General features: G+C 57.9%; 11 protein-coding genes and 3 pseudogenes. 13 read left to right on the forward strand and 1 reads right to left on the reverse strand.

Features of this window, described 5'->3' with window-relative positions; translation table 11 throughout:
* The 5 genes and pseudogenes from lnt to AC6I8M_RS10400 all read left to right on the forward strand — a co-directional run bounded on the left by lnt (position 1) and on the right by AC6I8M_RS10400 (position 5,118).
* Positions 1-1,527, forward strand: coding sequence for an apolipoprotein N-acyltransferase (lnt, locus tag AC6I8M_RS10380; RefSeq protein ID WP_010616136.1), 1,527 nt, complete (start codon positions 1-3; stop codon positions 1,525-1,527).
* 438 nt (positions 1,528-1,965) lie between these two features.
* Positions 1,966-2,860, forward strand: a pseudogene (locus tag AC6I8M_RS10385) (glutamate/aspartate ABC transporter substrate-binding protein).
* A gap of 161 nt (positions 2,861-3,021) precedes the next feature.
* Positions 3,022-3,762, forward strand: coding sequence for an amino acid ABC transporter permease (locus AC6I8M_RS10390; protein ID WP_498013780.1), 741 nt, complete (start codon positions 3,022-3,024; stop codon positions 3,760-3,762).
* Positions 3,762-4,437: pseudogene (gene gltK, locus AC6I8M_RS10395) on the forward strand (glutamate/aspartate ABC transporter permease GltK). The gene AC6I8M_RS10390 and the pseudogene gltK overlap by 1 nt, the downstream one beginning before the upstream one ends.
* Positions 4,438-5,118, forward strand: a complete 681-nt coding sequence (locus AC6I8M_RS10400; RefSeq protein ID WP_010616141.1) for an amino acid ABC transporter ATP-binding protein — start codon at positions 4,438-4,440, stop codon at positions 5,116-5,118.
* A gap of 96 nt (positions 5,119-5,214) precedes the next feature.
* On the opposite strand, the pseudogene AC6I8M_RS10405 reads toward AC6I8M_RS10400, so the two are convergent.
* Positions 5,215-5,693 (reverse strand): annotated as a pseudogene (locus tag AC6I8M_RS10405) (zinc ribbon-containing protein).
* A gap of 221 nt (positions 5,694-5,914) precedes the next feature.
* Between AC6I8M_RS10405 and leuS the strand changes: the two are divergent.
* The 8 genes from leuS to mrdB all read left to right on the forward strand — a co-directional run bounded on the left by leuS (position 5,915) and on the right by mrdB (position 14,720).
* Positions 5,915-8,497 (forward strand): leucine--tRNA ligase, encoded by a 2,583-nt coding sequence (gene leuS / locus AC6I8M_RS10410; protein WP_498013781.1) that lies wholly within the window; start codon positions 5,915-5,917, stop codon positions 8,495-8,497.
* Between the two features lie 14 nt (positions 8,498-8,511).
* Complete coding sequence (gene lptE / locus AC6I8M_RS10415) at positions 8,512-9,111, forward strand: LPS assembly lipoprotein LptE (protein ID WP_010616143.1); 600 nt, start codon at positions 8,512-8,514, stop codon at positions 9,109-9,111.
* Positions 9,108-10,139: a DNA polymerase III subunit delta gene (gene holA / locus AC6I8M_RS10420; protein WP_010616144.1), complete on the forward strand. Its 1,032-nt coding sequence runs from the start codon at positions 9,108-9,110 to the stop codon at positions 10,137-10,139. Before lptE ends, holA begins: the two co-directional genes overlap by 4 nt.
* The gene (gene nadD, locus AC6I8M_RS10425; RefSeq protein WP_058948862.1) at positions 10,132-10,776 is read left to right on the forward strand and encodes a nicotinate-nucleotide adenylyltransferase; all 645 of its coding nucleotides are present in this window, start codon (positions 10,132-10,134) and stop codon (positions 10,774-10,776) included. Before holA ends, nadD begins: the two co-directional genes overlap by 8 nt.
* Before the next feature lie 122 nt (positions 10,777-10,898).
* Complete coding sequence (gene rsfS / locus AC6I8M_RS10430; RefSeq protein ID WP_318285176.1) at positions 10,899-11,180, forward strand: ribosome silencing factor; 282 nt, start codon at positions 10,899-10,901, stop codon at positions 11,178-11,180.
* 9 nt (positions 11,181-11,189) lie between these two features.
* Positions 11,190-11,660, forward strand: coding sequence for a 23S rRNA (pseudouridine(1915)-N(3))-methyltransferase RlmH (rlmH, locus tag AC6I8M_RS10435; RefSeq protein ID WP_010618862.1), 471 nt, complete (start codon positions 11,190-11,192; stop codon positions 11,658-11,660).
* A gap of 34 nt (positions 11,661-11,694) precedes the next feature.
* Positions 11,695-13,599, forward strand: coding sequence for a peptidoglycan DD-transpeptidase MrdA (mrdA, locus tag AC6I8M_RS10440; RefSeq protein WP_010618863.1), 1,905 nt, complete (start codon positions 11,695-11,697; stop codon positions 13,597-13,599).
* Positions 13,600-13,607: 8 nt separating this feature from the next.
* Positions 13,608-14,720, forward strand: a complete 1,113-nt coding sequence (gene mrdB, locus AC6I8M_RS10445) for a peptidoglycan glycosyltransferase MrdB (RefSeq protein ID WP_010618864.1) — start codon at positions 13,608-13,610, stop codon at positions 14,718-14,720.
* The last annotated feature ends 3 nt before the right edge of the window (positions 14,721-14,723 follow it).

Here is a 14,723-nt window from a genome sequence, read left to right on the forward strand (position 1 = left end):
ATGGCATTAGCCTCTCTCTACTCGCAGCAGCGGGTTCGCCTGCTGCTGGCGTTAATTCTGGGTGCCGCGGGCACCCCTTCCTTTTCCCCGTATGATTTCTGGCCCGCCGCCCTGCTCTCTCTGGCTGGTTTGCAGCTGCTGTTGCTGGATCGCCGCAGCGCGCAGGCGACAGGCATCGGTTTTGCCTGGGGCTTTGGCCTGTTCGGTAGCGGCATCAACTGGGTGTACGTCAGCATTGCGACGTTCAGCGGCATGCCCGGCCCGGTCAATGTGTTACTCGTGGTGCTGCTCGCCGCTTACCTAGCGCTCTACCCGCTGCTGTTTGCCCTGCTGCTGAACCGCTTCTGGCCGCGGGCCACGCTGTGGCGCATGGCGCTGGCGGCACCGGCGCTGTGGCAGGTCACCGAGTTTCTGCGCGGCTGGGTACTGACCGGCTTTCCGTGGCTGCAGTTTGGCTACAGCCAGATCGATGGGCCGCTGAAAGGCCTGGCGCCGCTGGCTGGCGTGGAAACCATCACCTTCCTGCTGATGGTGATAGCAGGCCTGCTGGCCTCGGCCTGCTATCACCGCAGCGTGAAAAACCTGATTATCGCCGTCGCGCTGCTGCTGCTGCCGTGGCCACTGCGGATGCTGCAGTGGTATCAGCCACTGCCGCAGCGCAGCGTCAATGTGGCGATGGTGCAGGGCAATATTCCGCAGTCGATGAAGTGGGATCCGCAGCAGCTGCTGACCACGCTGCGTGTCTATACCGCTTATAGCCAGCCGTTTATCGGCAAAGCGCCAATCATCATCTGGCCGGAGTCGGCAATTACCGATCTCGAGAGTAATCAGCAGCCGTTTCTGCATGCACTGGATGACGAACTGCGCGCGCGCGGCAGCACGCTGATCACCGGCATTGTTAATTCGCGCGTTGAGAGCGACAACCGCTATCACGATTACAACTCGGTGATTGTGCTGGGCGGCGCGCAGCCTTACAGCTATCAGAGTCGCAACCGCTACCAGAAAAACCATCTGGTACCGTTTGGCGAGTTTGTGCCGCTGGAAGGTCTGCTGCGTCCACTGGCTCCGTTCTTCGACCTGCCGATGTCCTCGTTCAGCCGTGGCGCCTACCTGCAGCCGCAGCTGAAAGTGGCGGGCTACAACCTCACCAGCGCCATTTGTTATGAGATCGTGCTGGGCGAACAGGTGCGCGCTAACTTCCGTCCGGACACCAACTTCCTGCTGACGGTGTCGAACGATGCCTGGTTCGGTCATTCGATTGGTCCGTGGCAGCATTTCCAGATGGCGCGCATGCGTGCGCTGGAGCTGGGTCGCCCGCTGCTGCGCTCAACGAACAACGGTGTCACCGCAGTGGTGAATGCACAGGCAGACGTGGAGAACGTCATCCCGCAGTTCACCCGCGAAGTGCTGAGCGCAACAGTTACGCCTGCCAGCGGTGAAACACCGTATGCACGCGTCGGTATCTGGCCGGTATGGCTGCTGACGCTGGTGGGCATCGTGCTGGCGATTTTACGCCGCCGCACCTGATACCCCGCCGTCTCTCACCAGGCGAAGCGCAGGCTTCGCCTTTTTTCTGCGCAGTTTTCCGCTCCCTTTATCCTTAGTCACCGCCACTTTCTGCTGCCTTTTTGCCCGATCTCCGCGTACTGGCACGATCATTGCTAATTATTTCAGTGGTTTTAGCAACATCCGTGATTTGTCAGCGTAATGCCTTGTTTGCGCACTATTATCTGGCACCGAAGCGCACTTAATTGGCGCAGAGGCTGTATTTTGCCTCTTATTGGTGCGTAGTGGCTCGCAAAAAACGAACTTTTTTGTTTCATTACGTTAACAATTCGCTATGTTAATCACTATCCTGCGCGCAGTTGCGCTAAGGGATAATTAAAAAAGCAGCAGGAAATACACACAACATCGCAATCTGCGCAGTTTATGTTCTGCGCAACATTCACACGAAGGAATGGGAACATGCAGATTCGCAAAGTGGCATTATCGCTTCTGCTGTTGGGCGCAGCAGCGGGCGCGGCCCTGGCGGAAGATCTCACCGGCACCCTGAAAAAAAATCAATGATAGTGGCGTGATTGCCGTGGGGCACCGTGAGTCATCCGTTCCCTTTTCTTACTACGACAACCAGCAGAAAGTGGTGGGCTACTCGCAGGACTACTCCAACGCCATTGTTGCCGCCATCAAAGCGAAACTGAATAAGCCGGATCTGCAGGTCAAAATGCTGCCGATCACCTCACAAAACCGTATTCCGCTGCTGCAGAACGGCACCTACGATTTCGAGTGTGGCTCGACCACCAACAACGTAGAGCGTCAGCAGCAGGCGGCGTTTTCTAACACCACCTTCATCATCGGCACGCGTCTGCTGGTGAAAAAAGGCGTCGACATCAAAGATTTAGCCGATGTGAAAGGCAAAACCGTGGTCGTCACCTCGGGCACTACCTCTGAGATTCTGCTGCGCAAGCTGAATGACGAGAAGAAAATGGATATGCGCATCATCAGCGCGAAAGATCACGGTGACTCGTTCCGCACGCTGGAAACCGGTCGCGCAGTGGCCTTCATGATGGATGACGCGCTGCTGGCCGGTGAACGTGCCAAGGCGAAGAAACCGGATAACTGGGAAATCGTTGGCACGCCGCAGTCCAAAGAAACCTATGGCTGCATGCTGCGTAAAGACGATGCGCCGTTTAAACAGCTGATGGATGACACCATCGCCAAAGCGCAGATGTCGGGTGAAGCCACCAAATGGTTCGATACCTAGTTCAAACAGCCAATTCCGCCGAAGAACCTGAACCTGAACTTCGAACTGTCTTCTGACATGCAGGCGCTGTTTAAAGCACCGAACGACAAAGCACTCTGAATTAACAATGAAAACAAGGGCGGCACTGCTGCCCTCTCGATTGCTGAACATGCGGTGCGGACAGACAGACTGTAACAGGCCGTTCCCCTGAAGCAGGACACAAGACACCGCTCAACAATCTTATGGGTAGCCTCGCTACCCTTTTTTTACCGGAGCTCGTTATGGGTATCGATTGGAACTGGGGCATCTTTTTACAGCAGGCTCCGTTCGGCAATACGACTTACCTCGGCTGGCTGTGGTCCGGATTTCAGGTGACCGTCGCGGTCTCCTGCTGCGCCTGGATTATCGCCTTCCTGGTAGGTTCCTTCTTTGGCATTCTGCGTACCGTGCCTAATCGCTGGCTGTCCACGATTGGCACCTGCTACGTGGAGTTGTTTCGTAATATCCCGCTGATCGTGCAGTTCTTCTTCTGGTATCTGGTGGCGCCAGAACTGGTCGGGGAGAAGCTCGGCATGTGGTTTAAGGCTGAACTGGACCCGAACATCCAGTTTTTCCTCTCTTCAACCATCTGTCTCGGTCTGTTCACCGCCGCACGCGTGTGTGAGCAGGTGCGCGCCGCGATTCAGTCGCTGCCGCGCGGCCAGAAAAACGCTGGTCTGGCGATGGGTCTGACGCTGCCGCAGACCTACCGCTACGTGCTGCCGCCTAACGCCTACCGCGTGATTGTGCCGCCGATGACCTCGGAAATGCTTAACCTGGTGAAGAACTCCGCCATCGCCTCTACCATCGGTCTGGTCGACCTAGCGGCGCAGGCGGGCAAGCTGCTGGATTACTCGGCGCATGCCTATGAATCTTTCACCGCTATCACCCTGGCCTACGTCGGTATTAACCTGGTGATCATGCTGATTATGAGTCTGGTAGAACGCAAAATCCGCCTGCCCGGCAACCTGGGAGGCAAATAATGTACGATTTTGACTGGAGTTCGATTCCGCCCAGCCTGCCCTATCTGCTGAATGGCATGATCATTACGCTGAAAATCACTGCGGTGGCGGTGGTGTTTGGCATTATCTGGGGCACCATTCTGGCGGTGATGCGTTTGTCCGCATTCGCCCCGATCCGCTGGTTTGCCAAACTGTACGTGAACCTGTTCCGCTCGGTGCCGCTGGTGATGGTGCTGCTGTGGTTCTATCTGGTGGTCCCCAGCTTCCTGCAGCAGGTGCTTGGGCTGTCGCCAAAAACCGATATCCGCCTGATCTCCGCCATGGTGGCGTTTGCGCTGTTTGAAGCCGCTTACTATTCGGAGATTATCCGCACCGGTATCCAGAGCATCTCGCGCGGCCAGTCCAACGCGGCGCTGGGTATGACGCAGTGGCAGTCGATGAAACTGATCATCCTGCCGCAGGCGTTCCGCGCCATGGTGCCGCTGCTGCTGACGCAGGGCATAGTGCTGTTCCAGGACACCTCGCTGGTGTATGTGTTAAGCTTGGCGGACTTCTTCCGCACCGCGTGCGTCCACCATCGGTGAACGTGACGGTACCCAGGTAGAAATGGTTCTGTTTGCCGGTCTGGTCTACTTCGTGATCAGCCTGAGCGCTTCGCTGTTGGTGAGTTATCTGAAAAGAAAAAGGACGGTTTAAATGATTAGCCTGAAAAATGTTTCTAAGTGGTATGGGCACTTTCAGGTGCTGACCGACTGCTCCACCGAAGTGAAGAAAGGTGAAGTCGTGGTGGTCTGCGGACCGTCCGGCTCGGGTAAATCGACGCTGATTAAAACGGTGAACGGGCTGGAGCCCGTGCAGCAGGGCAGCATTCAGGTGAACGGTACCGAGGTGAACAACAAAAAAACCAATCTCGCCCAACTGCGCAGCAAAGTGGGCATGGTGTTCCAGCACTTCGAACTGTTCCCGCATCTCAGCATCATTGATAACCTGGTGCTGGCGCAGGTGAAAGTGCTGAAGCGCGTGGGTCTGGCGGCGCATGCGGAGAAATTCCCTAGTCAGCAGTCTGGCGGTCAGCAGCAGCGCGTCGCCATCGCCCGTGCGCTGTGCATGGATCCTATCGCAATGCTGTTCGATGAACCGACTTCCGCACTGGATCCGGAGATGATCAACGAAGTGCTGGACGTCATGGTGGAGTTAGCCAACGAAGGCATGACGATGATGGTGGTGACGCACGAGATGGGCTTTGCACGCAAAGTGGCGAATCGCGTCATTTTTATGGACGAAGGGAAGATCGTTGAAGACACCAATAAGGATGACTTCTTCAGCAATCCGCAGTCTGACCGTGCCAAAGACTTCCTGGCGAAGATCCTGCACTGATTTAACATCTCCGAGCCAGGTGCACATCAATGCGCACCCTACACGATGATCTCACTGTGGTAGGGTCGTCAGTAATGACGACCTGGCTCGCTTTCATCAGTGCTCAAACGGCTGACGCTGGAACTGATCGTGGCCGCACTCCGGGCAGCGCGTCAGGCTCTCTGGAGTGTAAATCGCCCGGGTAAAGCCGCACTTTTCACACACTAGGTTAGTCCTACCACTTCGCCGCTCTGATACACGCCGTGATGCCGCAGATCCTGAAACACTTTGCGCCACTCCAGCTGGCTCTTATCGGTGATATCGGCCAGCTCTTTCCACAGGCTTTCACGGATCACCCGCAAAAAAACTGAATCGCCGAGCGCTTCGCTGGACTCTTGATAGCTGAGCGCGAACTCGTGCAAATCGCGCCGCACCGCGCGCATGACCTCGTCGACTTCGGCGGTGGTCAGCGTCTGCTTCTGCAGCAGCGCGCTGCGCGCCTCGGCAACCAGTGCGTCGACATCACGTTCGCCACGATCCAGCCGCTGGGTTAATGCTGCTACGGTTGCACGATACTCCTGCGCCACATTATTCATTTTGTTCTCCTTTCCGCTGCAGATGCTGAGTTAAGTTTAGCCGCTTTGCCATATTTGCTGCGCTTAGCGCAGAGGAAATCGCAAAAGGGTGAAAGCGCTGGCGCATTCCGCACAAATCACGCCGCCGGAGGGCGTCAATTGTTGTTGAGGGGCGGCCTTATGGGTATGCTATGCGGATCAAAAGTGTTTAAAAAACGATTTCACAAGGACCACAGGCAGCCATGCAAGAGCAATACCGCCCGGAAGAGATAGAATCCCGCGTCCAGCAGCACTGGGACGAAAACGAAACCTTCAAAGTGACCGAGCAGGAAGGCAAAGAGAAATACTACTGCCTGTCTATGCTGCCCTATCCTTCTGGCCGCCTGCACATGGGCCACGTGCGTAACTACACCATTGGCGATGTGATTGCGCGCTACCAGCGCATACTGGGCAAAAACGTCCTGCAGCCGATTGGCTGGGATGCCTTTGGCATGCCAGCCGAAGGGGCGGCGGTGAAAAACAACACCGCGCCAGCACCGTGGACCTACGACAGCATCGAATACATGAAAAACCAGCTGAAACTGCTGGGCTTCGGCTATGACTGGAGTCGCGAACTGGCGACCTGTCAGCCTGAGTATTACCGCTGGGAACAGTGGTTCTTCACCAAACTGTACGAAAAAGGTCTGGTCTACAAAAAAACCTCCGCGGTCAACTGGTGCCCGAACGACCAGACCGTACTGGCGAACGAACAGGTGATCGATGGCTGCTGCTGGCGCTGCGACACCAAAGTCGAACGCAAAGAGATCCCGCAGTGGTTCGTGAAAATCACCGATTACGCCGAAGAGCTGCTCAACGACCTCGATAAGCTGGAAGACTGGCCGGAGCAAGTCAAGACCATGCAGCGCAACTGGATTGGCCGTTCTGAAGGTGTCGAGATCACCTTTGACGTGGCCAACAGCGCGGAAAAAGTCACGGTTTACACCACCCGTCCGGACACCTTCATGGGGGCAACCTATGTCGCCGTGGCAGCCGGTCACCCACTGGCGCGCCAGGCTGCCGTCAACAACCCGGCGCTGGCCGACTTCATTGCTGAATGCAGCAACACCAAAGTCGCCGAAGCGGACATGGCCACGATGGAGAAGAAGGGCATGGCCACCGGCCTGCACGCCATCCATCCGCTGACAGGCGAAGAGATTCCGGTCTGGGTCGCTAACTTCGTGCTGATGGAGTACGGCACCGGTGCCGTGATGGCCGTACCGGGTCACGACCAGCGCGACTGGGAATTCGCCACCAAATACGATCTCAACATCAAGCCGGTGGTGCTCAACCTCGACGGTACCGAGCCGGATGTCAGCGCCGCGGCGATGACTGAAAAAGGCACGCTGTTCAACTCCGGCGAGTTTGACGGTCTGGACCACGACGCCGGCTTCAACGCCATCGCCGATGCGCTGGCGGCCAAAGGCGTCGGCGTGCGTAAAGTGAACTATCGCCTGCGCGACTGGGGTGTGTCACGCCAGCGCTACTGGGGTGCGCCAATTCCGATGGTGACGCTGGAAGATGGCACTGTGATGCCAACGCCAGAAGATCAGCTGCCGGTAATTCTGCCGGAAGACGTGGTCATGGACGGTATTACCAGCCCGATCAAAGCCGATCCGGAGTGGGCGAAAACCACCGTCAACGGTCAGCCGGCGCTGCGTGAAACCGACACCTTCGACACCTTTATGGAATCGTCGTGGTACTACGCGCGTTACACCTGCGCGAACTACAACGAAGGCATGCTGGATCCGGCGTCAGCGAACTACTGGCTGCCGGTCGATCAGTATGTGGGCGGTATCGAACACGCCATCATGCACCTGATGTATTTCCGCTTCTACCACAAGCTGCTGCGCGACGCGGGCCTGGTCAACTCTGACGAGCCGGCCAAACGCCTGCTGTGCCAGGGCATGGTACTGGCTGACGCCTTCTACTACGTCGGTACCAACGGCGAGCACAACTGGGTTTCACCGGTTGACGTTAACGTCGAGCGCGACGAAAAAGGCCGCATCATCAAAGCCATCGACAATCAGGGCCGCGAAGTGATTTACGCGGGCATGAGCAAAATGTCGAAGTCAAAAAACAACGGCATCGACCCGCAGCTGATGGTTGAGCGCTACGGCGCAGATACCGTGCGTCTGTTCATGATGTTTGCCTCCCCGGCGGAAATGACGCTGGAGTGGCAGGAGTCAGGCGCGGAAGGCGCTAACCGCTTCCTGAAACGCGTGTGGAAGCTGGCGTACGATCACGTAGCCAAAGGCGCCACCGTGGCGCTGGATGTCAACGCGCTCAACGATGAGCAGAAAGCGCTGCGTCGCGATCTGCATAAAACCATCGCCAAAGTGGCGGATGACATCGGCCGTCGCCAGACCTTCAATACCGCGATTGCGGCAATCATGGAGCTGATGAACAAACTGCTGCGCGCGCCGCAGGAGAGCGAACAGGATCGCGCTCTGATGCAGGAAGCGCTGGTCGCCGTAACGCGCCTGCTCTATCCATTCACCCCGCACGCCAGCTACGTCCTGTGGCAGGCACTGGGTGGCGAAGGCAGCATCGACGATGCCAGCTGGCCGGTTGCCGATGAAGCGGCAATGGTAGAGGATTCGCTGCTGGTGGTCGTGCAGGTCAACGGTAAAGTGCGTGGTAAAATTACCGTGGCGCCGGATGCGACGCAGGAACAGGTGCAGGCGCGTGCGGCACAGGAGCATCTGGTGGCGAAATATCTGGATGGCGTCACCATTTGTAAAGTGATTTATGTCCCTGGCAAACTGCTTAACCTGGTCGTAGGTTAAGTTCAGGAGGAACTGTGCGACAACTCGTTATCAGGCTGTTTGTCCTGCTTGCAGTGCTGGTCACTGCCGGCTGTGGTTTTCATCCGCGCGGCACCACGCAGGTGCCACCGGAAATGAAAACACTGATCGTCCAGAGCGGCGATCCGTATGGCCCGCTGGCGCGCACCGTGCGTCAGCAGTTGCACATCAACGATGTCAAAATCGTTGAAGACAGCAAAGCGGCCAGTGCGCAATACCCGACGCTGCGTCTGGACGCGGAGAGCCAAAGACGCGACACCGCGTCGGTATTCATCAGCGGCACCACCGCGGAATACTCGCTGGTGATGACCGTCAGCGCGCAGGTGTTGCTGCCGGGTAAAGGCATTTATCCGATCAGCACCACGGTGTACCGTTCGTTCTTCGACAACCCGAACGCCGCGCTGGCGAAGGATGCCGAGCAGGATATGATTGTGCAGGAGATGCGTCAGCGTGCCGCCGAGCAGCTGGTACGTAAGCTGCTGACGGTGCACGCCGCGCAGAAGAGCAACAAAGAGACGCTGCCGCAACCTGAAGTGATTGCGCCAGGCGCGGACTCACCGGAAGTGCCCTCCTCGTCAGCCACCAGTTTGCAATGATCAGGATCTATCCTGAACAACTGCGCGCGCAGCTTCGAGAGGGGCTGCACGCCTGTTATTTTCTCACCGGTAATGAACCCCTGCTGATTCAGGAGAGCGCAGATGCCATCCGCGCCGCCGCCGCTCAGCAGGGCTTCGACGAGCATTTTTCCGTCAGCGTTGATGCACAGACTGACTGGGAGGCGATTTTCGCCAGCTATCAGTCGCTGAGCCTGTTCACACAGCGCCAGACGCTGACGCTGCAACTGCCGGAAAACGGCCCCAACGCCGCCATCGCCGAACAGCTGGTGAAACTGGCTGCGCTGCTGCACAGCGACATTATGCTGGTGCTGCGTATGGCGAAGCTGATCAAAGCGCAGGAAAACAGCGCCTGGTTCAAAGCGCTCAGCGCCAGTGCGGTGCTGGTGCCGTGCCAGACGCCGGAACAGGCGCAGCTGCCGCGCTGGGTGGCCGCCCGCGCGAAAGCCCTGCAGCTGAGTATTGATGACGCGGCAATTCAGCTGCTCTGCTACTGTTATGAAGGTAATCTGCTGGCGCTGGCCCAGGCGCTGGAGCGGCTGTCGCTGCTGTGGCCGGACGGCAAACTGACGCTGCCCCGCGTGGAAGAAGCGGTGAACGATGCCGCGCATTTCACGCCGTTTCACTGGGTTGATGCGCTGCTGGCCGGCAAGAGCAAACGCGCGCTGCACATTTTGCGTCAGCTGCAAAAAGAGGACAGCGAAGTGGTGATTCTGCTGCGCACGCTGCAGCGCGATCTGCTGACGCTACTGCAGCTGCAACGCCAGCAGGCGAAGCAGCCGCTGCGCACGCTGATGGATCAACAGCGTATCTGGCAGAACCGCCGTGCACTGTTCACTGAAGCGCTGCAGCGACTGGATCCGCAACGGCTGCAGCAAGCGGTGCATCTGCTGGCACAACTCGAACTGACCATGAAGCAGGACTACGGTCAGAATCTGTGGCCGCAGCTGGAGACGCTGTCGTTGTTGCTGTGCCATCGTGATTTTCCGCTAGGTTTAACCGATGTCTGACCTTTACGCGCTGTTTGGCGGCACCTTCGATCCGATTCACTACGGTCATCTGCGTCCGGTCACCGCGCTGGCGCAGCAGGTTGGCCTGCAAAAAGTGACGTTGCTGCCGAACAACGTGCCGCCGCATCGGCCACAGCCGGAAGCCAGCGCACAACAGCGCGTGGCGATGCTGCGCTGCGCCATTGCCGATCGTCCGCTGTTTGATATCGACACGCGCGAGCTGACTCGCACCACGCCATCATGGACGGTGGACACGCTGGAAACCCTGCGCGCCGAGCGCGGTGCGCAACAGCCCCTGGGGTTTATCATCGGCCAGGATTCTCTGCTAACGTTAGGAAAATGGCATCGCTGGCAGGAACTGCTGTCGCTGTGTCACCTGCTGGTTTGTCAGCGTCCAGGCTACGCCACGCAGATGGCTACGCCAGAGATGCAGCAGTGGCTGGATGCGCACCGCGCGCATGAGGTGCAGCAGCTGCATCGCGCACCGGCAGGCCACATCTGGCTGGCCGATACGCCGCTGTTCGACATTTCTGCCACTGAGATTCGCCAGCGCCGCCATCATGGCCAGGACTGCGCCGATCTGCTGCCGGCGGCGGTGATCGACTACATCGATCGCGCGGGCTTATATCGCGATTGATCGCCGCGTGCTATACTGCGCCGCTTCATTTTTGGCTGCGTTTTCCGGGGCATTCAGCCTGCCCATAATCACCTGTTTTTAAGGGGAACCTTTTGCAAGGCAAAGCACTCCAATAGTTCGTTATTGATAAGATTGATGATCTCAAAGGCCAGGACATCGTTGCGATTGATGTGCAGGGCAAATCCAGTATCACCGATTGCATGATTATCTGTACCGGGACTTCCAACCGTCACGTCTCCTCCATCGCTGACCATGTGATGCAGGAATCGCGCGCGGCTGACCTGAAACCGCTTGGCGTCGACGGCAAAGCGGCTGCTGACTGGGTTGTGGTCGATCTCGGTGAAGTGATCGTGCACGTGATGCAGGAAGAGAGCCGCCAGCTGTATGAGCTGGAAAAGCTCTGAAGCTAAACGTTGAAACTGCAGCTTGTCGCCGTCGGCACCAAAATGCCCGACTGGGTTCAGTCCGGTTTCATGGAGTACCTGCGTCGCTTTCCCAAAGATATGCCGTTTGAGCTGACTGAAGTGCCGGCCGGTAAACGCGGTAAAAACGCCGACATCAAACGCATTCTGGAAAAAGAGGGTGAAGCGATGCTGGCGGCGGTGGGCAAAGGCAACCGCATTGTGACGCTGGATATTCCCGGACAGCCGTGGGAAACGCCGCAGCTGGCGCAGCAGTTAGAGCGCTGGAAGCTGGACGGGCGTGATGTCAGCCTGCTGATTGGTGGGCCGGAAGGTCTGTCGCCGGCGTGTAAAGCGGCAGCCGAGCAGAGCTGGTCACTGTCCGCGTTAACGCTACCGCACCCGCTGGTGCGTGTGCTGGTGGCGGAAAGCCTGTATCGTGCCTGGAGTATTACCACTAATCACCCTTATCACCGTGAATAAACGCCTGACAACCTCCAGACAATAAACGCAGCGGATGAAATTACAGAGCAACGCTTTTCGCGATTACACTGCCGAACAGAAACTGTTTGTCCGCCGCGCCCTGGTGGCCTTTGTCGGCATCCTGCTGCTCTCCAGCGTGCTGGTGGTCAATCTGTATCATCTGCAGATCCTGCGCTTCGACGACTACAGCACCCGTTCAAACGAAAACCGCATCAAACTGGTGCCGGTCGCCCCCAGCCGCGGCATCATCTATGACCGCAACGGTGTGCCGCTGGCGCTCAATCGCACCATTTACCAGGCCGAGCTGGTGCCGGAAAAAGTCGATGATCGGAAGCAGACGCTGCAGGATCTGCGGCCGGTGCTAGATTTGACCGACGACGACATCGATGCGTTTGAAAAGGAGCGCAAGCGCTCGCGCCGCTTTACCTCCATTCCGGTCAAAACCGGCCTGAATGAAGTGCAGGTCGCGCGCTTCGCGGTGAACCAGTACCGTTTCCCGGGCGTGGAAGTGAAAGGCTATCAGCGCCGCTACTATCCCTACGGCCAGACGCTGACACACGTGGTGGGTTACGTCTCGAAAATCAACGATCGTGACGTCAAGCGCCTTGATGAAGAAGGCAAATGGCCGAACTACGCAGCCACCCACGACATCGGTAAGCTCGGCATCGAAAACTATTACGAAGATGTGCTGCACGGCAAAACCGGTTACGAAGAGGTGGAAGTCAACAACCGCGGCCGCGTGATCCGTCAGCTGCATGAGCAGTCACCGCAGGCCGGACGCGATATCTGGCTGACCATCGATCTCAAGCTACAGCAGTACATCGAAACCCTGCTGACCGGCAGCCGCGCCGCCGTGGTGGTGAGCGATCCGCGCACCGGTGAGATTCTCGCGCTGGTCTCCACACCCAGTTACGATCCGAATCTGTTTGTCGATGGTATTTCGAGTAAAGATTATAAGGCGCTGCTCGGCGATGAGAACCGCCCGCTGTATAACCGTGCGCTGCAGGCATCGTATCCGCCAGCTTCCACGGTTAAACCTTATGTGGCGGTATCAGCGCTCAGCGCCGGCGTGATCAACCGTAATACCAGCCTGTTCGATCCGGGCTGGTGGCAGCTGCCGGGCTCGGAAAAGCGCTACCGCGACTGGAAAAAATGGGGCCACGGTCGCCTCAACGTGACCAAATCGCTGGAAGAGTCGGCGGATACCTTCTTCTATCTGGTGGCTTATGACATGGGCATCGACCGCCTGTCGGAGTGGATGACCAAATTCGGCTACGGCCACCGTACCGGTATCGACCTGCCGCAGGAGAACCCCGGTAACATGCCGACGCGCGAATGGAAGATGAAACGCTTCAAGAAGCCGTGGTATCAGGGCGACACCATTCCGGTCGGTATCGGCCAGGGCTACTGGACGGCGACGCCGGTGCAGATGAACAAAGCGCTGATGATCCTGATTAACGACGGCGTGATTAAAGTGCCGCACCTGCTGCGCGCAACCCGTGAAGGCAACAGCATGGTGCCGTATCGCCAGCCGCCGGATGCGCCGATTGGCGACATTCATTCCGGCTACTGGGAGATCGCCAAAGACGGGATGTATGGCGTGGCCAACCGCGCCAACGGCACCGCGCACAAAAGCTTTGCCGATGCACCGTACAAGATTGCGGCGAAATCCGGTACCGCACAGGTGTTTGGCCTGAAAGAGAATGAGACTTACAACGCGCATAAAATTGCCGAACGGCTGCGTGACCATAAGCTGATGACCGCCTTCGCGCCGTACGACAAGCCGCGCGTCGCCGTCACCATGATTCTGGAAAACGGCGGTGCCGGCCCGGCGGTGGGCACCGTGATGCGCCAGATTCTCGACCACATAATGCTGGGCGACAACAATACCGTGCTGCCAGAAGCCGCACCCATGCCGCCCGGCTACGAAGGTGAATAACGATGTCGATGAACGATAGTCCCCAGAAAAGAACGATCTGGACGCGTATCCATATCGACCCGCTGTTTATGCTGATCATCATCAGCCTGCTGGCCTACAGCGCCATTGTTATCTGGAGCGCCAGCGGCCAGGATCCGGGCATGATGGAGCGCAAGCTCGGGCAGATTGCCATGGGCACCATCATCATGCTGGTGATGGCGCAGGTGCCGCCGCGCGTGTATGAAAGCTGGGCGCCCTACCTCTACATTGTCTGCGTGATCCTGCTGGTGGCGGTAGATGCCTTCGGCCACATCAGTAAAGGGGCACAGCGCTGGCTGGATCTCGGTTTTGTGCGCTTCCAGCCGTCTGAAATCGCTAAAATCGCCGTGCCGCTGATGGTGGCACGCTTCATCAACCGCGATGTCTGCCCGCCGACGCTGAAAAACACCGGCATCGCGCTGGTGCTGATTTTCATGCCGACGCTGCTGGTGGCGGCGCAGCCGGACCTCGGTACCTCCATTCTGATCGCCGCCTCCGGCCTGTTTGTGCTGTTCCTCTCGGGCATGAGCTGGAAGCTGATTGGCGTGGCCGTGCTGCTGGTGGCGGCGTTCATCCCGATTCTGTGGTTCTTCCTGATGCACGATTATCAACGCGACCGCGTGATGATGCTGCTCGATCCGGAGAACGATCCGCTCGGTGCCGGCTACCACATTATTCAGTCCAAGATTGCTATCGGCTCCGGCGGCCTGCGCGGCAAAGGCTGGCTGCATGGCACCCAGTCGCAGCTGGAGTTTCTGCCCGAACGTCACACCGACTTTATCTTCGCGGTACTGGCGGAAGAGCTCGGCCTAGTGGGCGTCCTGCTGCTGCTGGTACTTTATCTGCTGCTGATCATGCGCGGGATGGTGATTGCCGCACGCGCGCAAACAACCTTTGGTCGCGTGATGTCCGGCGGCCTGATGCTGATTCTGTTTGTGTATGTTTTCGTTAACATTGGCATGGTTAGTGGTATCTTACCGGTGGTTGGCGTGCCGCTGCCGCTGGTGAGCTACGGCGGATCGGCGCTGATTGTGTTAATGGCCGGATTTGGCATCGTGATGTCGATCCACACTAATCGAAAAATGTTATCTAAAAGCGTTTAAGAG

Source organism: Type-A symbiont of Plautia stali, assembly GCF_059731155.1.

Excerpts from the sequence above, each read along its gene's own strand:
- lnt (WP_010616136.1), top strand. The coding sequence starts at position 1 with ATGGCATTAGCCTCTCTCTACTCGCAGCAGCGGGTTCGCCTGCTGCTG.
- AC6I8M_RS10390 (WP_498013780.1), top strand. The coding sequence starts at position 3,022 with ATGGGTATCGATTGGAACTGGGGCATCTTTTTACAGCAGGCTCCGTTC.
- AC6I8M_RS10400 (WP_010616141.1), top strand. The coding sequence starts at position 4,438 with ATGATTAGCCTGAAAAATGTTTCTAAGTGGTATGGGCACTTTCAGGTG.
- leuS (WP_498013781.1), top strand. The coding sequence starts at position 5,915 with ATGCAAGAGCAATACCGCCCGGAAGAGATAGAATCCCGCGTCCAGCAG.
- holA (WP_010616144.1), top strand. The coding sequence starts at position 9,108 with ATGATCAGGATCTATCCTGAACAACTGCGCGCGCAGCTTCGAGAGGGG.
- nadD (WP_058948862.1), top strand. The coding sequence starts at position 10,132 with ATGTCTGACCTTTACGCGCTGTTTGGCGGCACCTTCGATCCGATTCAC.
- mrdA (WP_010618863.1), top strand. The coding sequence starts at position 11,695 with ATGAAATTACAGAGCAACGCTTTTCGCGATTACACTGCCGAACAGAAA.
- mrdB (WP_010618864.1), top strand. The coding sequence starts at position 13,608 with ATGAACGATAGTCCCCAGAAAAGAACGATCTGGACGCGTATCCATATC.